Source organism: Olleya sediminilitoris, assembly GCF_016785945.1.
GTDB lineage: Bacteria > Bacteroidota > Bacteroidia > Flavobacteriales > Flavobacteriaceae > Olleya > Olleya sediminilitoris.
Genome location: NZ_JAEMEF010000006.1, coordinates 47,392 through 72,298, shown reverse-complemented (window position 1 = coordinate 72,298; position 24,907 = coordinate 47,392). Strand labels below are relative to the sequence as shown.

Below are 24,907 nucleotides of genomic sequence, written 5' to 3'. Positions count from 1 at the left end.
TTTTTTATTTCCTATATTTAATCTTGAATAAGATATTGAACTTATGTTTTATGGGGCAAAATCTTGAAATGAAGTTATAGAACAACTAAATAAAAATTTAATACTTGAAAGCAAAACAAACCTATCTTAAAGGTAAATCTGTATTTATTGTATCATTAATAGTTATTACTATTACAGCTCTTACAGTATATCTAACTGGTATTAATTATAACAGATCTGTAACTTTAAACCTATATTTATCATTATCAATTATTGGAACAGTATTAATCTTATTTATGACATATGGACTTTATACTGGCGTCAAACTAAAAGATAATTACCCAAAAATTAAAACACTTAAATCCGGAGATTATATATCTTCAGCAGGTTCGTTTCCAGACATACAAGTACCAACTATTGATACCGAAGATGTTATTATTGGTATTGTCGTATCGTTTTTATTCTGGATAGTAACTTCAGTTTTACTTTTTCTGTTTTTAATTTTAATAGAAGCTATATTTTGGTTTTCTATTTTTATCCTTTTAGCTATGTTATATTGGGTCTTTTTTAGAGCTTTAAAATTAGTGTTTTCTAAATCTAAAACTACAAAAAACAACTTAGGCCTTTCTTTAATGTATGCTACCTTTTATACTACACTATACTTATCTTGGATATTTTTAATTGCTTACTTTTCTCAAAAGTTTTAATTAACCTTAATATTAATTATATGTTAACCTTGATTAAAACTTAGCTTCGGTTTTTAGATTTCTGTACATTTAAACTAGTTTAATTTTGACACAATAAAACAAATACAATGAGTAGTTTAAGAAATAAAAAAGCAATAATCACAGGTGGTGGTAAAGGATTAGGCAAAGCAACAGCTATTGCATTTGCCAAAGAAGGTATTGACGTAGCCATTACTGGACGTACAGAAAGCACACTAAAAGAGACAGTTACTGAGTTAGAAACTTATGGAGTGAAAGCCACATATTCAATTTTTGATGTTGGTAATTATGACGAAGTTAAAAATGGTATTGCTAAAATTATTGAAACTTTTGGCACAGTAGATATTTTAGTTAATAATGCAGGTATTGCTGCTTTTGGAACTTTTAATGATATGGAAGTTAGCCAATGGACAAAAATTATACAAACTAACCTTTTAGGTATGTATTATGTTACTAAAGAAGTATTGCCTATTTTAATTAATAAAAATGAAGGTGATATAATTAACGTCTCATCAACTGCAGGATTAAACGGAAACGCTAGTACATCTGCCTATTCTGCTTCAAAATTTGCAGTTATTGGTATGTCAGAATCTTTAATGAAAGAAGTCCGTAAAAACAATATTAGAGTATGTACGTTAACACCAAGTACAATAGCGTCAGACATGTCTATAGATCTTGGTATTGCTAATAAAGACTCAGAAGACAGTGTCTTACAGCCTGAAGATTTTGCAGAATTAGTTGTTGCTGGATTAAAATTACCTAGACGAGCTATGCTAAAAAGTGCAGCTTTATGGTCTACTAATCCGTAATATAAAATATAGTTTAAATAAAAGCATCCATTAAGTTTTAATGGATACTTTTTTGTTTAACACCAGAATAACACTAAGCTAACACTTTGTAAATCAAAATTTTAATATATTTAATAAAACAAATAACTAAATATTATGAACACACAAGAAGTTGCTCAAAAATGGGCTAATATGTGCAGAGAAGGTTAAAACTTAGACTGCGTTACAGAACTTTACGCTGATAATGTAGTTAGCAGAGAAATGCCAGGAATGCCAGGAGAAATTGTTTCTGGAAAAGAAAACGTTTGGAATAAAAGTAAACAATGGTATGAGAACGTTGAAAACCTTCATTCAAGTGAGATTGGAGAACCAATAGTTGCAGGAAACTTTTTTACTGCAAAAATGAGCTTTGATTGTACCTTTAAAGAAGGTGGAAGACAACAAATGGAAGAGGTTTGTGTATATGAAGTAAAAGATGGCAAAATTGCTAGCGAACAGTATTTTTATAACATGGATCAATAGAAAAAATAATGCATAAAAAAAGCTTCAGCAAAACTGAAGCTTTTTTTATGTCTTTTTATTTAATTTTAATTTCCTTCTATACGTTCTATTTTGGCTCCAATAGCTTGTAAACGTTCTACAATTTTTTGATAACCTCTATCAATTTGCTCGATGTTGTGTATTGTAGAAGTTCCTTTTGCAGATAATGCAGCAATTAATAACGATATACCTGCTCTAATATCTGGAGATACCATTGTTGTTGCCTTTAATTGTGATTTAAAATCATGTCCCATTACTGTGGCTCTGTGTGGATCGCAAAGTATAATTTTTGCTCCCATGTCAATTAATTTATCCACAAAAAACAGACGACTCTCAAACATTTTTTGATGCACTAAAACTTCACCTTTTGCTTGTGTAGCTACAACCAAAACAATACTTAATAAGTCAGGAGTAAATCCTGGCCAAGGTGCATCTGCAATAGTTAAAATAGAACCATCAATATAATTTTGTATTTGGTAACCATCTTTATGAGCAGGAATATAAATATCATCTCCTTTACGCTCAACAGTAATACCTAATTTTCTAAACACATCTGGTATTTGTCCTAAATCGTCCCAACTTACATTTTTAATTGTAAGTTCTGATTTTGTCATAGCAGCTAAACCTATCCAACTACCAATTTCAATCATATCAGGTAACATAGTATGCTCTGTTCCACCTAAACTATCAACACCTTCAATAGTTAGTAAATTAGATCCAACACCCGAAATTTTTGCTCCCATTCTATTCAGCATCTTACATAGTTGCTGTAAATAAGGCTCACAAGCTGCATTGTATATAGTTGTTGTACCTTCTGCTAATACAGCAGCCATTACAATGTTTGCTGTTCCTGTTACAGAAGCTTCATCTAAAAGCATATCTGTACCAATTAATTTATCGGCTTCTACACCATAAAAATAATCTTCACGATTATATCTAAACTTTGCTCCTAAATTTATAAAACCCTCAAAGTGAGTATCCAAACGACGACGTCCAATTTTATCACCTCCAGGTTTTGGAATGTACCCTTTACCAAAACGTGCTAATAAAGGTCCAACAATCATAATAGACCCTCTTAAAGAACTACCTTCTTTTTTAAACTGAGCAGATTCTAAATATTCTAAATTTAAATCGTCCGCTTGAAAAGAGTATGTACTTTCTGATAATTTTTCAACCTTAACCCCTAAGTTACTTAAAAGTGATATTAGCTTATTAATATCAATAATATCAGGTATGTTATTTATGGTTACTTTTTCTGGAGTTAATAAAACTGCACATAATATTTGTAACGCTTCATTTTTGGCACCTTGAGGTTGTATGTTTCCTTTTAGTTGGTGACCACCTTCAATTTTAAATGTTCCCATAAATGTGATTAGTATCTTTTTCGGTTTCGGTTTTGATTATTATTTTTTTTGTGACCTCCTTTTTTATTATTGTTATTGGAGTATTTTTTTCCGCTTGATGCTTTCATTAATCTAGAAGAATCAGTCAAATCTTCTTCAGAGTTTTTAAGATTAATTTCACCATTTGATAGTTCAAATAAGTGGTCAAAAATCACTTTATCTTCAACAGTGTCTTTGTTCCAATTTAAAAAGCACTTTTTCATGTGATTGGCAATGGTATATGTCAAAGCCTCTTTCATTTCACCTTCTTCCCATGTTTTGGCAACATCAATCATTGTTTTTATATTATTACCATAAAAACGATATTTAGGAAAGTTCTGAGGATATTTTAAAGGTTGAGGTCGTTCTGATAATTCTTCTTTAGAAGGTGCTCCATATGGCGAATCAGCATCTAACTCAAAATTAGACATGATAAATAATTGATCCCAAAGTTTGTGCTGGAAATCTGGTACATCACGCAAATGTGGTTGCATGTTACCCATTACTGCAATTATTGATTTTGCTAATTTGTTGCGCTCTTCTTTAGTGTCTTGTGCTTTGGCATGATTAATCATTTTTTGAATATGGCGACCATATTCTGGAATAATTAAATGTTCACGCTCTGTGTTATACTCTATGTCGTCTATCAAAATAAAAAAGTGTAGAATTTATAAGTGTGCATTGAAGTTTTTATAATGCTTGTGCAAAATACAAAAAAAAATTAAAGACTTATCACGCCTTCTACTTTTTCTGTAACTTCAAGGTACTTTTCAATAACGTGATCAGGATTTTTCATTCTAACGTTAATAGATACACTGGTGTATTTACCATTACTAGATTCTTTAGTTTTAATAACTGCTCCCATGTTATCAAAAATAGCTTCTACTTCTGCTATTTTCTGTAAATCAGATAACACTATAAATTTATACAAATACTCATTTGGCCAAAGCGCAGTATCTTGTAATTGTTCTTTTAATTTTGCGTAAAATTCTTCTGGATTTGGTGTCTTATTCATAGCTATTTAATAAGCAACAAATATACCATTTTGTTTAGATTTTTTTTTAATGAATTTATTTCGGATTTTTACCAATAAATTTTTTTCAATTGAAAGCAAAAAAGATAGTCATTACAGGAGGCCCAAGTACAGGAAAATCGGCAATTATTAACGAGTTAAACAAACGTGGTTACACATGTTACGAAGAGATTTCACGTCAAGTAACGCTGGAAGCTAGAGAAAAAGGCATTGATCAAATGTTTTTAACTCAGCCTTTATTATTTAGCGAGTTGTTACTTAAAGGTCGCGAGCAACAATATATTGATGCTACAAATAGCACTAATGAGTTTGTGTTTTTAGATAGAGGTATACCTGACGTTGTGGCATACATGGAATATGCAAAAGAAGACTATCCAGAAAACTTTGTAAAGTCATGTCAAGAAAACACTTATGATTATGTTTTTATTTTAGCACCTTGGCAAGAAATATATAAAAGTGACGCTGTACGTTACGAAAGTTTTGAACAAGCCAAAATAATACACCAAAATCTATTAGAAACGTATCAAAAATACGATTACAATCTGCAAGATGTGCCTTTTGGAAGTATCGAAACTAGAGCGCAACATATTTTAGATGTCGTTAAAGCTTTGTAAATGAAACATCCAATTAACATATTAGAACGTTATTGGAAATTTACAGCCTTTAGACCACTTCAAGAAGATATTATTAATGCTGTTATTGCTAATGAAGACACTTTTGCCTTACTACCAACTGGTGGAGGAAAAAGTGTGTGTTTCCAAGTTCCTGCTTTAGCTAAAGAAGGAATATGTATTGTTATTTCGCCTTTAGTGGCTTTAATGAAAGATCAGGTTAAAGCGCTACAAAAAAAAGGCGTTAAAGCAATTGCTTTAACTAGCGGAATATCCAGCAAAGATATAGACACTCTATTGGATAATTGTATTTATGGTAATTATAAGTTTTTGTATTTGTCTCCAGAACGCTTGCAACAAGAATTAGTTCAAGATCGTATAAGACAAATGAATGTTAACCTTATTGCTGTAGATGAAGCCCATTGTATTAGTCAATGGGGAAATGACTTTAGACCTGCTTACAAAAACATAACTATTTTACGTCAGTTACATCCTACGGTTAATGTTATTGCTTTAACAGCAAGTGCTACTCCCGAAGTTATCGAGGATATTAAAACCGAATTAGATTTTATTAGCCCTAAAGTATTTAAGCAATCTTTTTACAGACCAAACATAGCTTATATGGTTTTTGAAGAAGAAGACAAATACTTTAGACTTGAAGCCATATTAAATAAAAACAAACAACCATCCATAATTTATGTTAGAAACAGACGCTTGTCTCTTGAAATCACTCAATATTTAGAACAAAAAAACATCACTAGCACTTATTATCATGGAGGCTTAAATAACACGCTAAAAGATCAACATTTAAATGATTGGCTTTTAGGTAAAAAACAAGTTATGGTTGCTACAAATGCTTTTGGAATGGGTATTGACAAGTCTGATGTTAAAACCGTTATACACATTAACCTTCCGGATAGTATTGAAAGCTATTTTCAAGAAGCTGGACGTGCAGGTCGTGATGAGACTAAGGCTTATGCTGTTATACTTAAAAACAAAAATGATGATAACGCATTAAACAAACAGTTTTTAAATGTATTACCAACTGTGGACTTCACTAAATTGGTATACCGTAAATTGTGTAGTTATTTTCAAATCTCATATGGTGAAGGGACCTATCAAACTTTTGATTTTAATTTTAATGACTTTTGTAAAACCTATAAGTTTAACACTGTAACGACTTACAACACACTAAACATACTTAATAATACAAGTATTATAACTTTAAGCAAACAGTTTAATAAACGTATTGAAGTACAGTTTACAGTGTCAAGCAATACGTTATTTAGATATTTAGAAACACATAAAAGTTTTGAAATTATTACTAAATCTATTTTAAGAACCTATGGTGGAATTTTTGAACATAGCACCAAAATAAATAGTAGCCTAATTGCCGAAAAAGCTAATGTGCAAGAACAAAAACTAATTTCGGTTTTGACACAGTTAGAAAAAGATCAAATTATAACCTTAAACATTAATAAAACTGATGCTCAAATCACTTTTATTGAACCTCGTGAAGACGAAAAAACAATAAACCGTGTTGCTACCATTATTAAACAACAAAACTTACTAAAACAAAAACAAGTAAAAGCTGTTTTAGATTACGTTAATAATGACCAAATTTGCAAAAGCATTCAATTATTAACCTATTTTGGTGAAAAAGACGTTGACAAATGCGGAATTTGTAGTGTTTGTATTTCCGCGAAAGCAAAACCAAAAACAAACATTAAAACAGTAAAACATGGTATAATTACTAATTTAGAATTTGGTGCAAAAACATCAAAAGCTTTATTTACTGCTTTACCCTTTACAGAAGCACAAATTAATGCTACAATAAAAATATTATTGGAAGACAATACTATTGAAATTACAAAAACTAATAGTTACAAATTAAAACATTTATGAAAAAGGACTTAAAAATTGTTTTTATGGGAACACCAGATTTTGCGGTGACCACTTTAAAAACCATTTTAGAACATAACTATAATGTCGTTGGAGTGATTACTGCACCAGACAGACCTGCTGGACGAGGACGTAAACTAAACGAATCTGCTGTAAAAGTATTTGCAAAATCAAAGGGTCTAACTATTTTACAACCTACAAATCTTAAAAGTGAAGCTTTTTTAGAACAGTTAAAAGCTTTAAAGGCCGATTTACAAATTATTGTAGCCTTTAGAATGTTACCAAAAGTTGTATGGGCAATGCCTAAACATGGAACTTTTAATCTTCATGCCTCTTTATTACCTAATTATCGTGGTGCAGCGCCAATTAATTGGGCTATTATTAATGGTGAAACAAAAACAGGCGTATCTACTTTTTTTATTGATGAAAAAATTGATACTGGTGAAATGATTTTACAACAGGAGTTAGATATTAATCCAAATGAAAACGCAGGAAGCCTTCATGACAAATTAATGCATATTGGTAGTAGTCTTGTGATTGAAACTATTAAATTAATTGAAACTGGAGAGGTCAAAACCACACCACAACCAGAAGATGCAATAAGTAAAACTGCGTACAAACTAAATAAAGACAATTGTAAAATAGATTTTACAGATACTATAGACAATATATATAATAAGATACGTGGATTAAGCCCATATCCTGCAGCTTGGTGTAAATTACATAACAACGACGACCAATTGGATATTAAAATTTATAAAGCCGAAAAACAAATAGAATCACACAATCTTAATATTGGGACAATTATAAGTGACAAGTCCACACTTAAGGTTGCTGTAAAAGAGGGTTTTATAAATATATTAGATATTAAATTACCAGGAAAACGTAACATGGATATCAAATCACTTTTAAATGGTTACCAATTTGACCAGCAAGCAAAAATGCTGTAAACCCTTATCACCATTGATGTTACAATAAATTAACAAAAACACACCTTGTTTATTAACAAATGACTAAAGTTATTAACAAATACATGCTTTTCCCTTGCTATTACTTGCATAGTAGCATAATCCGTATAAATTTGTAAAGGATTTAACAAAAAAGTGTTTAATCAACTATTTATTAATAATTAAAATTAAAATTATGAACAAAACAGATTTAATCGATGCTATGGCAGAACACGCAGGAATTACTAAAGCAGCTGCAAAGAAAGCTTTAGAATGTGCGTTAATCGAAATTGAAGGATCTTTACAAAAGGGTAATAGAGTTTCATTAGTAGGATTTGGTTCTTGGTCAGTATCTAAAAGAGCTGCTAGAGACGGAAGAAATCCTCAGACTGGAAAAACTATCAAAATAAAAGCTAAAAACGTAGTTAAGTTTAAAGCTGGTTCTGATTTAGCAAACGCTGTAAACTAAACCTTTGCTTAAAATATTTTCAAAAAAGCCTTCAATATGAAGGCTTTTTTTATTTGATATAATTGATAATAATTGTTTTTTAACAAAAAAAATACTACATTTAAATAACCTAATCCTTTTACAATGACTACAACCAAACCAAAAAAGGGTGACTTATTAATTGCTGAACCTTCAATTATTGGAGATATATCATTTAATAGATCAATAGTACTTCTAACAGATTATAATAAAGAAGGCGCTATTGGTTTTATTTTAAATAAGCCTTTAAATTACTCGATAAGCGACTTGATACCACAAATAGATGCCTCTTTTGATGTCTATAATGGTGGACCTGTTGAACAAGACAATCTTTACTTTATACACAAACGTCCTGACCTAATACCAAATAGTGTGGAAATATCTTTAGGTATATTTTGGGGAGGAGATTTTAATATTGTTGCAGATTTAATTGCAAATAATCAAATTACAGCAAATGACATTAAATTCTTTTTAGGATACTCTGGTTGGGATAGTAACCAACTTGAGACCGAATTAAAATCTAATGCATGGGTTGTTACCAAAAATACTTACAAAAAGGATATCATTGAAAAAAGCTATGAAACCTTTTGGAAAGAAAAAATGATTGAACTTGGTGAAGATTATTCTATTTGGTCTAATGCTCCAGAAAACCCAAGTTACAACTAACCTAATCTAACTTTTACATTTAACTTTTGTAGTAGCATTTTAGCAACTTCGTTTGTAAAGATTTTTTTACGGTATTTAGTAATTGGCTGTATTCCTTTAATAACGTTAGTTGTAAACAGTTCATCTGCCTTTTGTAACTCAAAAGGAGATATTGAAGCTTCTTCTAAAGTATATTCTGGTATTAGTTTGATAATTTCTAATAATTGTTGTCTTAAAATTCCTTTTAAACAACCATCAGATAATGGTGGCGTTTTTATGGTCTGTCCTTTGACCAAAAACAGGTTTCCATTTAAAGCCTCTACAACACTTTTATTAGTGTTAATCAGCAAACAGTTATCTAGTCTGTTTTCTTTAGCATAAATACTACCTATGACATTAATAGCCTTATTACTAGACTTTAAAGTAGACAACAAACTTGGTGACAAGTAATGATCTTTATATAAATCGACTTCATATTTATTATCATTTAGCAAGTAAAAATCTTCGTCTAAAGCGTTAACATCTATAATATAGTTTACACCATCAGATTTTGGTAAGTATAAACCACCTTCTAATCTATCGATTTGAATTTTAACTCTTGCAGATTTACTAAGTAAACCATTAGCTTCAAGGGTGTTTTTTATTTCTTCTTCAAAAAATTCCATTGTAAAACTCATTGGTATTTTCATACGTAAAATACGCATTGAAGCCATTAGTCTAAAATAATGATCTTCAAAAAACAATAGCTTACCATGTACAGCTTTGATGGTTTCAAAAAGTCCATCACCATAAGAGTAACCACGATTTGTATTAGATATTACTACGTTATTATCTTGAAGTGTTCCGTTAAAATTTATCATAAAAAAAGTCCCATTTTTCAATGGGACAAATATACTTTAATTGAATGTATTTTTAAGCAGAACCTATGACTTGTTTTAAGTCTGAGATTTGATTGGTCCAAAGCATTTTTGCTTCTTCTACCTCATCTTCCTCTGCAAAATCAGTAATAATAATTGAAACATCTTTAGTTATTTCGTCTACTTGAATTTTTATTTCAAAGTAATATGAATCATCTTCATCTACCAACCACTTAAATTTAATACGTTCTCCTGATTTTTTTGTAATTAATTTAGCCTGCTCTTCAGAACCGTCCCAAATAAATTTGAATAATTCTCCACGAGAGTTTACATTATCTGCAAACCATTCAGATAATCCAGAAGGTGTTGATATATATTGGTATAGTAATGATGGAGAAGCATGTACTACAAATTCCATCTCGTACTTTATTTTATCTTCCATTTAATTGTATTCTTGTCTATTATTATTTGTCCAATATATACATTAATTAATAAGTTTAGAAAAAAATTGAAATAAAAATTTTTATTTGAAATTTTATTTGCCACATTCAATATTCTTTATATATTTGCACTCTCAAAATTATGGCGAGGTAGCTCAGTTGGTTAGAGCGTCGGATTCATAACCCGGAGGTCACGAGTTCAAATCTCGTTCTCGCTACAAATTAAATCACTGTATTTAAACGGTTTAGTCTTCTAAACCGTTTTTTTTATGCTTAATTTTAAACAGATCATTACATTTGCATACGAAAGTGAATACGATAGTGCATACGATTTGAAAAAGAAAAAACAATATTCAACACCAAAAATTTACGACGCCAAAGGTGATTTATCTAAGCGATGGTACGTTTATTTCTCTTACAGAGATCCTCAAACCGATAAATTAAAACGTGTCACTCCTTTTTATGGTGATGCTAATAAGTATAAAACCAAAGAAGATCGTCTACAAGTTTTAACTCAATATAGAAAAACACTACTTAAATTTTTACAACAAGGGTATTCACCTTTTGAGGATAATAGCCAATTACATTCTAGTTTAAAAAAGAAAACAAAAAAACCTGAAGTAACATTTAATTATGTTAATACTGAAATAAAGCATGTCGAAGAAGTTAAAGAAACTTCAACACCACAATTGAAAGAGAAGATTGAGACTCCTAAAATAAATATTCAAGAAGCTTTTGGTTTTGCGCTTAATTATAAAAAGCAATTAGTTAGTGTAACAACCTTTAGAGGTTATAAAAACAGAATTGATGTATTTTTAAAATGGTTAAATAAAACTTATCCAGCATTAAAAACGATTGATGAATTAACTAAAAAAATCACTTTTGAATTTTTAAATAATATTTTAGAAAACACAAGTGCTAGAAATAGAAATAATTACAGAACAGAATTAAGTAGTATTATTCAAGTATTAGAAGACAATGAAATTATTAAATCAAACTTTGTCAAAAAAATTCCGACTTTAAAAACGATACCCAACAGAAATAAAACATACACGCAAGAAACTCAAGAGGCTATTTTTAATCATTTAGAAGAAAATGACAAAGTACTTTTACTTTTTATAAAATTTATATCCTATAATTTATTAAGACCTATAGAAGTTTGTCGACTGCAAATAAAAAATATAAATATCGCTAACAAAACCATACAATTTAAAGCTAAAAACAGTCCTTTAAAAACTAAAATCATTCCTGAATTATTATGGAGAGAATTACCTGACCTTACTCTATTTGATCCTGATGACTTATTATTTGCAGGTGATAAAATTGGAGGTAAATGGGAAGCTAAACTTAACAATAGAAGAGATTTTTATTCTAAAAGATTTAAAAAAAGTGTAAAACAAAAATTTGATTTAGGTATAGACTATGGACTATATAGTTTTAGACACACATACATTACTAAATTGTATAGAGCCTTAGTTAAAGAGTCGTCACCTTTTGAAGCTAAAAGTAAATTAATGTTAATTACGGGTCATTTAAGTATGTCCGCTTTAGAAAAATACTTACGAGATATTGATGCTGAGTTACCTAATGATTATTCTGAAATGTTAAAAAATACGAATGAATAAATGAGCAAACTAGATTTAAATAATTACTATAATGAATTGACATTTAAAACTTGGAGCAATTTAATATTTTATGTGCCAATTTTTTTATTTGAATCAGATATTTTAGAAGAACGAAGTAAAACTGTAATGAAAAATGTCTTTGATCAAAAATTATTAATTATTAGTGAATCTATCAATATTTATGAGTTCGACCTTGATACTGATGGCAATAAATTCATGAAGCAAATTACTAATCTTAGAGAAATTATTTTTGATCTCATACAAATGAAAAGCGTACTAAAAGAGATTGAGTTCTCTTACTTATTAGACAAATATTACGAACAAGCTGAAGGCGCTTTATATGTTGCTAATTGGATCAGAAATAACACGTCTCAAATACGTAATTTAGATAACAAAATATTGGGCATTTTCACTATTCAATTCAACTCTTATAGAAAACATTTTGAAGACTTTGTAAAACAATTTTACCCTAATCAAAAAATAATGCCTAATGACAGGCTAGATGTATTACATTTAATTAAAACAAATTTTAAAAATATTAAATCTGATATAAACTTAACTGTAACTAAAGAAATCTCAGAACTTAATAGTAAAAAAGAATATCCTATTAGTAGTAATGATTTTTTTGATAATTTATTAGAAAAAACTAAAGAATATAATCCTAATAAAACAGTAAAACCAAAGCTGAAAATATTAGTTTCTGAACAACAAGCTGAGAAAGCGATATTAAATCAGATTTTCAATATTCAGGAATAACATGTAATTTAGCGTAAAACAAACGTTTGTTTTACGCTAAATTACATAAAAATGAAACTGTACACTTGTGAATATTGTTATAAAGAGTTTGAACCAACACGTAGACGTGTACAAAAATACTGTAGCAACTCATGCCGATCTAAAGCTTACCATTATAGACAAGTTGTACCTAATACATTAACCACTTCTCAACTAAAAAGTAAAAACATAAGCACTACTTCAACTCCACAACAAACCAAAAATGAATCCATTAGTGCTATTGGAATTGGAAATGCTGCTGCTGGAAACATACTTGCAGACGGTTTAAAAGCTTTACTTACATCATCAGAAAACAAACCTGCTACCAAAAAAGACATATTAGATTTAAAGTCACTAATAACGCAACGCTATTTGCCAATTAATAATTTAGAAAAAAATCAACATGGACAATCTCCTTTTTATGATATAGAAACAAAGAGTTTAGTATATTTAAATACTTTTTAAAATTATTCATTTCTAGGATCTTTAAGTATTGCTTGTTTTTTGCTCCAAATAATACTCATGCTATAAAATCCAAATCTACCTGTTATTTTACCGTAACATGCATAAACACCTAATCCATTAATTGGATACTGATTGACTACATCAGTAAAATGAACAGCATCAAAATAAGCCCCTTTTCGGTCTACAAAAGTACTTAACCTCATTAATTTGCCTTGTGATGTTTTATTATAACGCGTAGTTACTAGGTTTCCATAAATAAGCATATTTCTACCAATAAACTGATTCATTTCAGAAGCTAAATGTCCGGCTTCCATAGGTTGATCAACTAAATCAAAATAATTACATAAAGGAAAACCAATCAACTCCATTTCGTCATAAGCGTTTTCAATCCAATTATTATCTAATTTAGGTAAAAAAAATTGCTTATGTTCTGTGTTAAATAATTTAGATTGTATGCTTTCTTTTCCTTTAGCATTCAATTTAAATATAGCTTCCCAAAGTAATTTTACTTTAGGTTTATTAGTAAATCTAAAAGCATCTATTCTTATTAAAATTGTTAATTGTTCAATACTAATCAAAACCCTATCAATAAAATCATCTAACGATTTAAAATAACCATGCAATTGCCTTTCTGTTAAAACTCTTTTTACTGTGTATGTTTCTAATTTTTTTAAATAACCAAAACCTAAATAAATTGAGGAACCAATTAGTTTATTTGGATGATCACTTGTGTTTATACAAGGCAAACAAACAGTTGCACCTTGTTGTCTGGCTTCATGAAAATAATGTTCTGCACTATAAAAACCACCGCCATTATTAAGCACAGCAGTCATAAACTCTAATGGAAAATAACATTTTAAATATAAACTTTGGTAACTTTCTACAGCATAAGACGCCGAATGTCCTTTTGCAAATGCATAACCTGCAAAACTTTTAATTTGACTCCACACTTCAAAAATTAAATCGTCCGCATACCCTTTATTTCTGCAATTATGAATAAACTTTTCTTCGACTGCTTCAAATTCTTTTCTAGATCTAAACTTACCACTCATCCCTCTCCTAAGTACATCTGCTTCGCCTAAAGTTAAATCTGCAAACTGATTTGCTACTTTCAAAACATCTTCTTGATACACCATTACACCATAAGTTTCTGGCATAATACTATATAATATTGGATGTGCCTCTCTACGCTTTTCTGGGTGACGATGTCTTTTAATAAATTCTTCTTTCATTCCTGAACCAGATACACCTGGTCTGATAATAGAACTTGCTGCTACTAATCCTAAATAATCTTGTGTTTGTAGTTGTTGCATTAAGCCTCTCATAGCTGGAGACTCCACATAATAAGCGCCAATTGCTCCTCCTGATTTTAGTAGGTTATTTATTTTAGGGTCTTTTTTAAAAGCTTCTACATTTGTAATATCAATTAGTGGTAATTCTGGTCTATTTTCTGCTATAATTTCAAGTGCTTCCTTAATTTTTGCTAAACCACGTTGTCCTAAAATATCAAATTTGAACACACCAACATCTTCTGCAATAATCATATCAAATTGCACAGTAGAAAATCCTTTTGGAGGTAAATCTGTAGCGGAATAACAATGTACTGGCTTATCTAATATTAATATTCCTGCGGAGTGCACACTTAAATGGTTTGGAAATCCTTCGATTAATTTACCATATTTTAAAACTAATTTTGAAATGTCATCTAAGCTAGCGATCTGATAATTATTCTTACTAAGCTTATCTATTTCTTCTTTTGGCAAACCAAACACCTTTCCTAACTCTCTAACTACTGCTCTATACTTAAATGTGTTGTAAGTTGCTAATAAAGCTGTATGCTTAAATCTTTTGAAAATATAATCTGTCACATCATCGCGATCTTTCCAAGAAAAATCAATGTCAAAATCTGGTGGAGATGCTCTGAATGGGTTTATAAATCGCTCAAAATATAAGTCTAACTCGATTGGATCAACATCTGTAATTCCAATAATATAAGCTACAATACTATTTGCTCCACTACCTCTACCAACATGAAAATAACCTTTGCTTTTAGCGTAAGACACAATGTCGTGATTGATTAAGAAAAAGGAAACAAAATGCATAGACTTGATAGTGTCTAATTCTGTTTTTAAACGTGCATACACTTTTGGTGTTGGGTTAGTATAGCGTTTAGGCAAACCTTGATCACATAATTTTTCTAGTAACAAACAATCATTTTCAAACGAGTCAGTGTATAGTTTTTGGTTTTGAGACTCTCTTTCATCACCAAAGCCAAAATTAATATCACATTGCTGCATTAAAGCTTTTGTGTTTTCTAAAATAAAAGGAAATTCAGATAAAGCAGTATTTAATTCGTCTATAGACAACATTTTATCAGAAGGATTACACTCTTCTGATTTATCTAGTTTACTTAATAATGTATTATTATCTATGGCTCTTAATAATCTGTGAGCATTAAAATCTTTTTTATCTCTAACTGTTACTTGCTGTAATAAAACAATTTTACTTTTTTGATGTTTTAATTTTGAAAATCTAAGCTTGCGCAAATCAGCGATTGATACACCAACAAATTCATTTTTTGCAAAAGTATTTTTATTATGCTGTAATATTTTTTCAAAAGGATAAATTATAAAAGCATCGTCAAAAGTTGGCGCAATATCAGGCAATTTCATTTTTTCTTCAGAATGTTTTGACAAAAATTGGTTTAATTGCTTAAAACCTTCGTTGTTTTTTGCTAAGCCTACATAGTTTTGTTGCGCACCAATTCTAAAATCTATACCAATTATTGCCTTAATTTTGCGTTTTTTTGCGTGACGTACAAAATTTAAGCAAGCAGATGTATTGTTAATATCTGTCAACGCAATTCTATTTAGTCCATTTGTCTGAGCTAAATCCAAGAGATCGATTTCAGAAAACGTTCCAAAACGCAAAGAATAATATGAATGACAATTTAAATACATTATTGGTTACGATGTGCTAATAAAATTGGTGGTTCTCCATTAAAAGGATTATCAAACCTACCAATGGTTTTAGCTCCCATTGCAGAGGCTCTCATAATACTTAAATCCCCATATCTATTTCTTATTGTATCCATTGCATTATAAAGACTTAACATTTCTTCGGTATCATCAAAAAGATTAATTTGATAATTTCCTGTTACTATATCGCTAATTTTCACACCCACTAATCGGATTAATAATCTACGCTCATAAAGCTTTTCAAACAATTCTAAAACTTTAGGAATTATAACATGGTCTGCACTAGAATAGGGTATTTTAACCTGTTTAGAATAGGTATTAAAATCTGAGTATCTGATTTTAACACTTAACGTACCTGCTAGTTTATCTCCTTTACGTAATTGAAATGCTAAATTTTCTGCCATAGCAAAAATGGTAGTTCTAAGCTTAACCATATCTATGGTATCCTTTCCAAAAGTACGGTCTGTAGATAGAGATTTGCGCTCATAAAATGGTACTAAAGGTGGATTATCTATACCATGAGCACGCTTCCATATAGTACGTCCATTTTTACCTAACGCGCTAATCATCATTTCTAATGGCATTTGTTGGATGACGCTAATTTTATCCACTCCTAAACCTCTTAAAACTTGATATGTCTTTTCTCCGACCGATGGTATTTTACGAATGGACAATGGCGCTAAAAAATCTTTTTCAAAACCTGAGTCTATTTGTAATTGGTTATTTGGTTTAGCTTCTCCTGTTGCTACTTTAGATACAATTTTATTAGCAGATAATCCAAATGAAATAGGTAATCCAGAGTCCTTAATTATTTTTTGTCTAAGCTCTGAAGCATATTTATAACAACCGTAAAATTTATCCATTCCTGATAAATCTGCGTAAAATTCGTCAACACTTGCTTTTTCAAAAACTGGAACTTTTTCTTTTATAATCTCAGTAATTTGATGTGAAAACTTTGTATAAATTGAAGCATTTCCTCTAATAACAATAGCTTCTGGACATAAGCGTCTAGCCACTTTCATAGACATACCAGAATGAACACCAAACATTCTAGTTTCATAACTACAAGCTGCCACTACACCTCTATCCCCTGTCCCTCCGACTAATAAAGGTTTGTTTTTTAGACGACTATCTATTAGTCTTTCGCATGAGACAAAAAACGTATCCAAATCTAGATGTAAAATATTATTTTGCATATTGCAAAATTAGCTACATATTTTAGTAATCATTGCTTACATTTGTAGTATTATGAATTACATATCCAAAAACATTAAACATTTAAGAATTCTCAAAAAGCTATCTCAAGAGGGACTTGCAGAAGAGTTAAACGTTACTAGATCAAGGATAGGCTCTTACGAAGAGAACCGATCTGCTCCTAACATTGAGTTTTTAATTACGTTTTCAGATTACTTTAAAATACCAATAGACATTTTATTACGTAACGATTTGACTAAAGCTAAAGACTTCTCTTTTATAGAATTGAACAATCAACGAGTACTATTTCCAATAACTGTTGATGATGACAATGAAAATTTAATTGAAGTAGTACCTGTAAAAGCGTCTGCTGGTTATTTAGCAGGATATGATGATCCTGAATATATTGAACAACTACAAAAAATAAAATTACCTTTTTTACCTACAGGAAAACATCGTGCATTCCCTATAAAAGGAGACTCTATGCTTCCAATGAAAGATGGCACATTTGTTATTGGTCAATTTATTGAAGATAGAAGTGATATTAAAAATGGAAAAACTTATGTGTTAGTGACTTTAAATGATGGCATGGTTTACAAACGTGTTTATAATACTATTGATTTAAACAATTCTTTATTACTAAAGTCAGACAATAAATCCTATGATAACTATAATGTACCTATCAATGAAGTTTTAGAAATTTGGGAATTTACTTGCAGCATCAATACACAAGAATACACGCAAGAGGAATTAAAATTTAGTAGTATTATAGGTATGTTTAATGAGTTAGGTATGGAGTTGAAGGCTTTAGAGGAAACTTTGAAATAGTAGGTTTAAAACATGAAAAATGCTTTCCTTAAATCTAAACTAAATTATTTAATAATAATCCTATCGATTTAGTTTGACTCTTATCTCTCAATATAATTTATAGCTACTTCTTTCTGATAATTTAACTTTGAGTTCTATGTTCCTAATAGTTTACTTAATTATACTTTTTTTAATTCTCAACTTACTCAAAACTCGATTTAAACACCTCATCTTTTGTAATTGGTGGATAATTAAAATCGAATTTATGCGCAATGGTTTTTAGAATATCATAGATTTCATGATAAAGAGTTATAATCTTTTCTGTAAAATCTTCAAGCATGTTGCTTTGTAAAACATCTTGACATCTCTTCTGATTTTATGGAGATGATATTACCGAAGACTTAAGTAACATCTTCATTATTCAATAACTTTATAAAACATTTTCAAGTTATTCTACTGCAAGTTTATTCATTTTTTCAATTAGTTTTCTAGGTATAACTCTTTAGTATAAGTTACATGAGGTGTTTTAATTTCTCTTTCACCTATTTCTTGCTCTAAAACTATTGCTGCAATACTTACTAATACATTAATACCATGTGTAGAATCTGGATTTTTAATGCCTAAATACATTTGTTCTGACCAAGAATTTCCAACTTCAACATTAGCTGCAATAATATTTTCTCTTGTACCAACTGGAAAATGCATAAAAGCTTCTTTATTTAAAAAAAGACTATTATTGGCATGATCTAATAAATACACATCACAATAATCTGCTCCAGGAGGATTACCTAATTGTTCAATAGCAAACCCTAAAGCTCCAGTTTCATCAATTAATTGGCTTAAATCAGCAACTAAATTAATTTGACTAGATGTACTTTCTATCTTTGTTTTATCTCTAAAAGAAGATACCGAATAATACCATTTTACTGTATTAGTTGGTAAATTAAAAGGTAAAACCACTCTAGATTTCCCTCCTTTAAAAAAAGCGTTAGAACCACTATTTACATAAAATTGTTGATTTTTTGTAATCTCTCTTACTTTATAGGATTCGCTTTTAATATATCGTTCTTGTCTAACTGTATAGGTAGTATCTGTTAATGTACGCTCTTTAACTGTTGTATTAAAAGACACTAAATCTTCTGATACTGGAATCCTATCTATTTTAAATTTACAAATACGTCTTGCTAAAGACGTGCTTTCAAATTTAAAAATATAGATACCTGTTTTCTTTATAGTAAGCTCTTTATTATTTATGCTAACTACATTAAAGTCTGAATAGATATTAGAACCGTTATATTCTAATACTTCAAAGTTTTTAAGCTTTTTCCCTCTCTCTTCAGTGTAGTTAAGTATTATTTTATCGCCTTTTGCAAATCCATAAGCTAATTGATGTATTGACATTGCAGACATTCTAAAATTTAAATCGACTACATTTATCGGGTTTGTTTCTGCTTGTGATTGTGTTGAAAACACAAGTAATAGTAGTAAGTAAAATTGTTTCATTAGTCTATAATTGTTATTCTTTGTTTTTTAATTAATCCCTTTATAATATTGCTTTTGGTTTTATTATTTTTTTTGCAGTCAATAATAACACACAAAATCTTATCTTATAACTAATAATGAAATATGATAAAACGTTAAGTTATTGAATTCGAAGTCTAATATGATATTCTCAACGTAACCTCTTAGCATATTTCTAAAATACGTACGTCTTTTTTCTTTGGTATTAGGTTTAAATATACCAGCGTGCTGAAAAGCACCACCAAATTTAGGTAACCAAATTTTTATATTAAAAAGGTTTGTTGGAAGTGTTGTTGTGTATGCATAGATTGCTAGTGAAATTAATGCTCAACTATATTTTTAAGGTATTTTATTATAGGAACAGAATTAATATCCTTATGATTTAAATTTGGTGATAAAATATCTTTCCAGTATAAATTTGCGTTATATGGCTTACCATCAGAGACATTGTAATTTGGATATTTCAATTCTTTATTTAAATCCTCATGTTGATGTGCTGGCTCAAATGTTGTTGAATGAAGCTGAAATAAACCCAATTGATAATTATCACGTAAGTAATCTGTTTTACATTGCTCATAAATTGATTTTTGAATTCCTGAATCAAAAATTGGTAATGAGTTTTCATCAACCCCATTTTGTATTGCTGAATCTGTATCACAAATCACATGATATTTTATTGAAAATCTAGCAAAAATCTTTTGATAGAATGGAATATTAGTAACAGTGCCACAGTTTACAACAAAAAGGTCTTTAGACACCTCAACCTCGGACAAATACCCTCTAATAATTATCTCTTCTGTTGCCCCTTCAACTAAAATAACTTCATCCGCATAAAAGGATTCGCATAAAAAAGGATTAAACCTCAATAGTTCATTCATTTCTTGTTTTAGTTGCACTTTAGTTTGTATCTCTCTGGATTCCTTTAAAAATTCGTCATTTATTTGATAAAATATAGTCCCAAAATCATCCTTAACCATTCTTACTAAAGAGGATTTTTCTTTAGTAATATCAATCATTTGGGGTGAATGCGAAGCACATAAAACTTGGTATGGCGACTCTGCTTCACTTACTTTATAGATTAAAGACCTTAACTGTTTCATTAACTTTGGATGCAAAAAAAGTTCAGGTTCTTCAAAAAGTACTATATAATCTTTTCTGTTTATAACTCTTTCAAATTCTTCAGCGATATCTTTCATTAATAATAAAGAAAATATTGCAGAACGAACAGCTCCATGACCTACTTTATCATAATTTGTTGGTATGGAATCATCTTTCATACCATCTTTATTCTTTTGTTCAAAATGAATTGAAAAACTTTTACCTATTGAATTTTCCGTCCATTTTACTTTATCCTTTTCATCAAGCTCAATTTTTGTATTTGGAAAAAGCTCTTGAAAATGTTTATTAACTTCTTCTTTATAAGATAAAATAGATTCAGGGTTATATAATTTATCTTGTAGTTCTTGAATCTTATCTTGAGCATCTTTTAGCTCCTGCCTTTCTTTATCTTTTAAGTTTAGTGAAGCTTTTTGCTTTAATATTTCATTAATAATACTTTCCACTTCTCCTTCATTCGGCATAGCTTTTATAAATATAGGTGTTGGTAAAGCCGACTGAAAAACTGTATCTAAACCAATACCTCCATAATTCTTTTTCTCCCATTTTTCATTGGTATAATCCCAAGTATAATTTTCTGTTTTCTCAAAAGTGATTTTCTTACCTGCTTTTGACTTAATTACCTTTCTTATTTTTAGTAAATTATCTTCATTCAACCATTTTTTAAGTCCTTCTTGCTTTTTTTTAATCGCTTCTTTCTCAAAATCAAAATCATCCAGTTGAAGTATTAATTCAAATTCAATATTATTTTTAACATCAATTCTGTATATATCTTCAGCGGTCATATTTTTATTCTCATAGAAGTACTCATAAGCCTTCAAAAAACTTGATTTTCCAACATTATTTTGTCCTAATAAAAAAATAGTATTTGAGTCCTTAAACTCTATAGTGTTATTAGTTATCCCTCCTGATAAGCCTCTAAAATTATTTACTCCAAATGATATGATTTTCATATATATTTACTTTTTAAACTACTACTATTTTATTTTCTTTTCTTAAAATTTTAAAACAGATTATAATATTGTTTTGGTTATGCATTACATCACTTTTCCTGCTAGATATTTTTGTACTTCATAAACATCTATACTTTTATTAAACTTTTTACTAACCGATGGGATATTCTCACTTGAAATCCAGATTTTAAGTTCGGCATCTAAATCAAATGTTCCTGAGGTTTCTAAAGAAAATCTAGAAATATTTTTATAAGGCATAGACTTATACTCTATTTTACTTCCTGTTATACCTTGAACATCTACTAATATTAAACGCTTGTTAGTAAACATAAATACGTCCCTAAAAAGTTTGAAACCTAATTCTATTTCCTCGTTAACAATTAATAAGCGTGCGTATTTTTCGTTTAACTGTTCTGTAGATGCTTGACTTGCATTACCTAATATTTTATTTAATAATCCCATTATTATATTTTTTTAAATAAATTATCCTTCATAAAAAAAAAGTGATGAATATCTATAATACCCGATCGACTAATTTGCACTAAATCTTGAGTATCTTTTAAAAAGATACCTAATGAGCGTTCGTTATAAACAAGTTTCATATTTGAAGAATAATCTGTAACAAAATACATGTCTCCTGTTAGCTTAAAAAAAGGTATTACTAACTTATTTTTTACTTTCACTCCTTTGTTTACAACTCTACCTTCTTTTAAGGTGCTTTTAATTTCTGAAGTATTTTTCTCACTGGATGATACTTTAACATAAGATACCATCATATTTAACCACTCTGCATTATCAACTAAGTGCCAATTAACTTTTTCAAAATTAATCCCATATTTACTAATCCAACCTGCTGAAGTAAATCCAAATAGGACTTGTTTTTTTCCATCCAACTCTGGCTTATCTGAAGGTGTAAATTCTTGTATTTTAAATGTCATCACTGAAACAGCAGACATATCTTTTAATTTTTTACCATTAAAATCTAATGTTTGTAATGAGAAGCTACTAAGCTCTGGGTGATTTGATAAAATCCATTGTGTTGCAGTTAATTCTGCTTGTTCTTTAATTTGCTCTACAGCTCCAATACCGGCTCCAATAGCCAGTACTCCAGCTATTACCGCAGCACCTTCATTTTGAGCATTACTATTTTGAGGAATAAGATAAAGCGATGCAAATAGAATTAAAATAGTTTTTTTCATGTTATTTATTGTTTTAGTTAGATACTTTTAATAGAACACACATTTTGTTTTAGCACCAAGCTGACAACAAAATACATTTATGAAAAATCAATTATAATTAGGGAGAGTGTTTAAATATAAAGCCTTTTTAAAAAACAATTCTGTAAAAAATCGTAAATAAAACTATTTACAGCTAAGCTTAGCAAGCCAGTCATTATAGACTTCTATCAAAATACTTTTGTTGTTATATTTGACACATATCTATTTTCTACTAAAATCATGGTAAGCTTTAAAATCGAATAACCCGTTTGACGTTAATTTATTATTCTAAAGTTGATCCATCTGCAAAAATAATTTTCTCAGGAGTCCAAATTATTTTTAAGTCCTCCATATCCTTATTTCTAAGCCTAGAATCTTCGTCCTTAAATTGATTATAATCTGAAGTATAGGTTTTCCTTACTGTTTCACCAGAATTGATGGCATCATCTACTATTAAATTAATAACCTTGATTTCTGTATCGAATAAATCTTGAATAGAAACACTCCCTTTAAAGGCTCTAATTTCTTTATCTGTTTTATTCTTAAACACAAAGCTATATGTTAAATAATCTTGATAATCGTATTTATCATAACCTTTATCATACATAGCCACAGTTAATGCACTACTTAGTTTCTGTCTTTTATTTTCTTCTTCAATTCTAGACTTCTCTGCAAGTTGTAACTGTTCTTTTTTAAAGTCTTTTGCAGTTTGAATGATTTCATTATACGATTTCCCCTCAATGTTTTCTCCTCTCAATTTCGCTTTTAATATATAGCCTACCATTAACTTTGCTTCTTCTTCAGAAAGCTTACCGCTCTCTTTTATTTCTTTAGCATCACTTTCAAAATTAGCCTCATTGTATTTTTTATCTAGCGGAGTTGAACAGGAAATAAGTAAAAGCACTATTAGAACTGTAAATAATTTTCTCATAACATATAGTTTTTAATATTTGATTCAAAGCTATATAGCAGAAGCCTAATAAAAAAGAGGAAAACCGTAATCTGTACAAATTACATTAATGTTGATAACACCTTTGATTAACGTTTTTTGTTTTCCGTTTACAACGCTTACCTGCTTTTGTTTTACCTGTGCATTGTTTTGCTACAGTAGCTTTAGTTGGTGTTATATTTGTTTGTTTTCTATTTGCTAAAGCATTGCCAGCATCTACTGTTTTATTATTTGGTTTACACACTAAGCAAGCTTTAAACCCCAAAGTGATAGCTTTGCTTAAACTATATTCTTTTTTAGAATATTTTAAATAATGACATGTTGATTTATGATATTTTTCGCCTGTTTTTGTAGTGTAAACAGTTTGCGAAAACACATTAACTCCAAAAGAAAATGCAATAAAAAAAAATACAATTTTTAAAGCTTTCATAAATACAAAGTTTATTTAGCTTTTGCTTTATTAAGTTTTTTAATTCTAGAAGCTTCTTTTTTATTGGCTCTCCATTGCCAAGGAGAAATAGAATTTGGATCTTGCCACAAACCTAATTTATCTTTTTTAGCTTTATCTTCTAAACTTTGTAAAATGGTGTCTTTTGAATATTTCACATAATGCCATGCTAATCCATTTTCAACCAATTGATGGTTTAGATTTATTGAATCTCCGTAAAAGACATTAGCTATTAAACGTCTGTACCTATCTTTTTTTAATACTTGAACGGTGACATTTTTATTAAAAATTGCATTAGAAACAAATTGCTTTGCCTTTGTTGAAAATGGCTGTTTTTTTTCTGGGCAGTCTATGTTGGCTAATCTAATTTTTACTGTGGTTGAATCACTTAAAAGAAGTTTAAATGTGTCTCCATCCATGATCCCTACAACCTTACCATGTATATTAGTTTTTTTCACTAATATGGGCTGATTAATTACAATGGAACAAAAGAATACAGAAAAAAATACTATGAATAGTTTTGG

General features: G+C 29.5%; 25 protein-coding genes, 1 tRNA gene and 1 pseudogene. 13 read left to right on the top strand and 14 right to left on the bottom strand.

Features of this window, described 5'->3' with window-relative positions:
* The first annotated feature begins 104 nt into the window (after positions 1–104).
* From JAO71_RS08670 to JAO71_RS08660, 3 genes and pseudogenes are all read left to right on the top strand, one after another.
* Entirely contained in the window at positions 105–686 is a 582-nt protein-coding gene (locus JAO71_RS08670) for a hypothetical protein (protein WP_028607096.1), read from the top strand.
* A gap of 107 nt (positions 687–793) precedes the next feature.
* Positions 794–1,513 carry a 3-ketoacyl-ACP reductase gene (locus JAO71_RS08665; RefSeq protein WP_203000271.1) on the top strand — a complete coding sequence of 240 codons (720 nt, stop codon included), beginning with the start codon at positions 794–796 and terminating at the stop codon, positions 1,511–1,513.
* Between the two features lie 204 nt (positions 1,514–1,717).
* A pseudogene (locus tag JAO71_RS08660) lies at positions 1,718–2,014 on the top strand (SnoaL-like domain-containing protein); the annotation flags it as partial.
* Positions 2,015–2,079: 65 nt separating this feature from the next.
* Here JAO71_RS08660 and murA read toward each other — a convergent pair.
* The 3 genes from murA to JAO71_RS08645 form a co-directional block, all read right to left on the bottom strand.
* Entirely contained in the window at positions 2,080–3,396 is a 1,317-nt protein-coding gene (gene murA, locus JAO71_RS08655) for a UDP-N-acetylglucosamine 1-carboxyvinyltransferase (RefSeq protein WP_028291350.1), read from the bottom strand.
* Between the two features lie 8 nt (positions 3,397–3,404).
* The gene (locus JAO71_RS08650; protein WP_054850652.1) at positions 3,405–4,064 is read right to left on the bottom strand and encodes a DUF4290 domain-containing protein; all 660 of its coding nucleotides are present in this window, start codon (positions 4,062–4,064) and stop codon (positions 3,405–3,407) included.
* Between the two features lie 71 nt (positions 4,065–4,135).
* Positions 4,136–4,429, bottom strand: a complete 294-nt coding sequence (locus tag JAO71_RS08645; RefSeq protein ID WP_028291348.1) for a DUF493 family protein — start codon at positions 4,427–4,429, stop codon at positions 4,136–4,138.
* An 89-nt stretch (positions 4,430–4,518) separates the two neighbouring features.
* Here JAO71_RS08645 and JAO71_RS08640 point away from each other — a divergent pair, with 89 nt between their 5' ends.
* The 5 genes from JAO71_RS08640 to JAO71_RS08620 all read left to right on the top strand — a co-directional run bounded on the left by JAO71_RS08640 (position 4,519) and on the right by JAO71_RS08620 (position 9,060).
* Positions 4,519–5,061 carry an AAA family ATPase gene (locus tag JAO71_RS08640; protein WP_028291347.1) on the top strand — a complete coding sequence of 181 codons (543 nt, stop codon included), beginning with the start codon at positions 4,519–4,521 and terminating at the stop codon, positions 5,059–5,061.
* Positions 5,062–6,963 (top strand): RecQ family ATP-dependent DNA helicase, encoded by a 1,902-nt coding sequence (locus JAO71_RS08635; RefSeq protein WP_203000269.1) that lies wholly within the window; start codon positions 5,062–5,064, stop codon positions 6,961–6,963. It abuts the gene before it with no gap.
* Positions 6,960–7,910 (top strand): methionyl-tRNA formyltransferase, encoded by a 951-nt coding sequence (gene fmt / locus JAO71_RS08630; RefSeq protein WP_116824452.1) that lies wholly within the window; start codon positions 6,960–6,962, stop codon positions 7,908–7,910. The genes JAO71_RS08635 and fmt overlap by 4 nt, the downstream gene beginning before the upstream one ends.
* 193 nt (positions 7,911–8,103) lie before the next feature.
* The gene (locus JAO71_RS08625; protein WP_028281811.1) at positions 8,104–8,376 is read left to right on the top strand and encodes an HU family DNA-binding protein; all 273 of its coding nucleotides are present in this window, start codon (positions 8,104–8,106) and stop codon (positions 8,374–8,376) included.
* Between the two features lie 123 nt (positions 8,377–8,499).
* Positions 8,500–9,060, top strand: coding sequence for a YqgE/AlgH family protein (locus tag JAO71_RS08620; protein WP_116824451.1), 561 nt, complete (start codon positions 8,500–8,502; stop codon positions 9,058–9,060).
* On the opposite strand, the gene JAO71_RS08615 is transcribed toward JAO71_RS08620, so the two are convergent.
* Both JAO71_RS08615 and JAO71_RS08610 read right to left on the bottom strand, forming a co-directional pair.
* Positions 9,057–9,899 carry an aminotransferase class IV gene (locus tag JAO71_RS08615; protein ID WP_203000267.1) on the bottom strand — a complete coding sequence of 281 codons (843 nt, stop codon included), beginning with the start codon at positions 9,897–9,899 and terminating at the stop codon, positions 9,057–9,059. The genes JAO71_RS08620 and JAO71_RS08615 overlap by 4 nt on opposite strands.
* A 52-nt stretch (positions 9,900–9,951) precedes the next feature.
* Positions 9,952–10,338 (bottom strand): START-like domain-containing protein, encoded by a 387-nt coding sequence (locus JAO71_RS08610; RefSeq protein WP_028291342.1) that lies wholly within the window; start codon positions 10,336–10,338, stop codon positions 9,952–9,954.
* A gap of 142 nt (positions 10,339–10,480) precedes the next feature.
* Here JAO71_RS08610 and JAO71_RS08605 point away from each other — a divergent pair.
* The 4 genes from JAO71_RS08605 (at position 10,481) to JAO71_RS08590 (ending at position 13,200) form a co-directional block, all read left to right on the top strand.
* Positions 10,481–10,554: transfer RNA gene (locus JAO71_RS08605), tRNA-Met, on the top strand.
* 51 nt (positions 10,555–10,605) lie between these two features.
* Positions 10,606–11,961, top strand: a complete 1,356-nt coding sequence (locus JAO71_RS08600) for a tyrosine-type recombinase/integrase (protein WP_203000265.1) — start codon at positions 10,606–10,608, stop codon at positions 11,959–11,961.
* Positions 11,962–12,717 (top strand): hypothetical protein, encoded by a 756-nt coding sequence (locus JAO71_RS08595; RefSeq protein ID WP_203000264.1) that lies wholly within the window; start codon positions 11,962–11,964, stop codon positions 12,715–12,717. It begins immediately after the preceding gene.
* A 51-nt stretch (positions 12,718–12,768) separates the two neighbouring features.
* Positions 12,769–13,200, top strand: coding sequence for a hypothetical protein (locus JAO71_RS08590; RefSeq protein ID WP_203000262.1), 432 nt, complete (start codon positions 12,769–12,771; stop codon positions 13,198–13,200).
* Positions 13,201–13,202: 2 nt separating this feature from the next.
* On the opposite strand, the gene JAO71_RS08585 is transcribed toward JAO71_RS08590, so the two are convergent.
* Both JAO71_RS08585 and JAO71_RS08580 read right to left on the bottom strand, forming a co-directional pair.
* The gene (locus JAO71_RS08585) at positions 13,203–16,160 is read right to left on the bottom strand and encodes a DNA polymerase III subunit alpha (protein WP_203000260.1); all 2,958 of its coding nucleotides are present in this window, start codon (positions 16,158–16,160) and stop codon (positions 13,203–13,205) included.
* A complete protein-coding gene (locus JAO71_RS08580) occupies positions 16,160–17,374 on the bottom strand; it encodes a DNA polymerase Y family protein (RefSeq protein ID WP_203000258.1) in 1,215 nt (404 codons plus the stop codon). Before JAO71_RS08580 ends, JAO71_RS08585 begins: the two co-directional genes overlap by 1 nt.
* A 52-nt stretch (positions 17,375–17,426) precedes the next feature.
* On the opposite strand from JAO71_RS08580, the gene JAO71_RS08575 reads away from it, so the two are divergent.
* Positions 17,427–18,200, top strand: a complete 774-nt coding sequence (locus JAO71_RS08575) for an XRE family transcriptional regulator (protein WP_203000256.1) — start codon at positions 17,427–17,429, stop codon at positions 18,198–18,200.
* Between the two features lie 459 nt (positions 18,201–18,659).
* Here the strand turns inward: JAO71_RS08575 and JAO71_RS08570 are convergent, their stop codons facing one another.
* The 7 genes from JAO71_RS08570 to JAO71_RS08540 all read right to left on the bottom strand — a co-directional run bounded on the left by JAO71_RS08570 (position 18,660) and on the right by JAO71_RS08540 (position 24,841).
* The gene (locus tag JAO71_RS08570) at positions 18,660–19,682 is read right to left on the bottom strand and encodes a hypothetical protein (RefSeq protein WP_203000254.1); all 1,023 of its coding nucleotides are present in this window, start codon (positions 19,680–19,682) and stop codon (positions 18,660–18,662) included.
* A 338-nt stretch (positions 19,683–20,020) separates the two neighbouring features.
* Positions 20,021–21,769 carry an ATP-dependent nuclease gene (locus JAO71_RS08565; RefSeq protein WP_203000252.1) on the bottom strand — a complete coding sequence of 583 codons (1,749 nt, stop codon included), beginning with the start codon at positions 21,767–21,769 and terminating at the stop codon, positions 20,021–20,023.
* 84 nt (positions 21,770–21,853) lie between these two features.
* Positions 21,854–22,231: a PH domain-containing protein gene (locus JAO71_RS08560; protein WP_203000250.1), complete on the bottom strand. Its 378-nt coding sequence runs from the start codon at positions 22,229–22,231 to the stop codon at positions 21,854–21,856.
* Positions 22,232–22,233: 2 nt separating this feature from the next.
* Complete coding sequence (locus JAO71_RS08555; RefSeq protein ID WP_203000248.1) at positions 22,234–22,968, bottom strand: hypothetical protein; 735 nt, start codon at positions 22,966–22,968, stop codon at positions 22,234–22,236.
* Between the two features lie 301 nt (positions 22,969–23,269).
* Positions 23,270–23,917, bottom strand: a complete 648-nt coding sequence (locus JAO71_RS08550) for a hypothetical protein (RefSeq protein WP_203000246.1) — start codon at positions 23,915–23,917, stop codon at positions 23,270–23,272.
* An 85-nt stretch (positions 23,918–24,002) separates the two neighbouring features.
* A complete protein-coding gene (locus JAO71_RS08545; RefSeq protein ID WP_203000244.1) occupies positions 24,003–24,365 on the bottom strand; it encodes a hypothetical protein in 363 nt (120 codons plus the stop codon).
* 11 nt (positions 24,366–24,376) lie between these two features.
* Positions 24,377–24,841 (bottom strand): thermonuclease family protein, encoded by a 465-nt coding sequence (locus tag JAO71_RS08540; RefSeq protein ID WP_317193474.1) that lies wholly within the window; start codon positions 24,839–24,841, stop codon positions 24,377–24,379.
* Between the last annotated feature and the right edge of the window lie 66 nt (positions 24,842–24,907).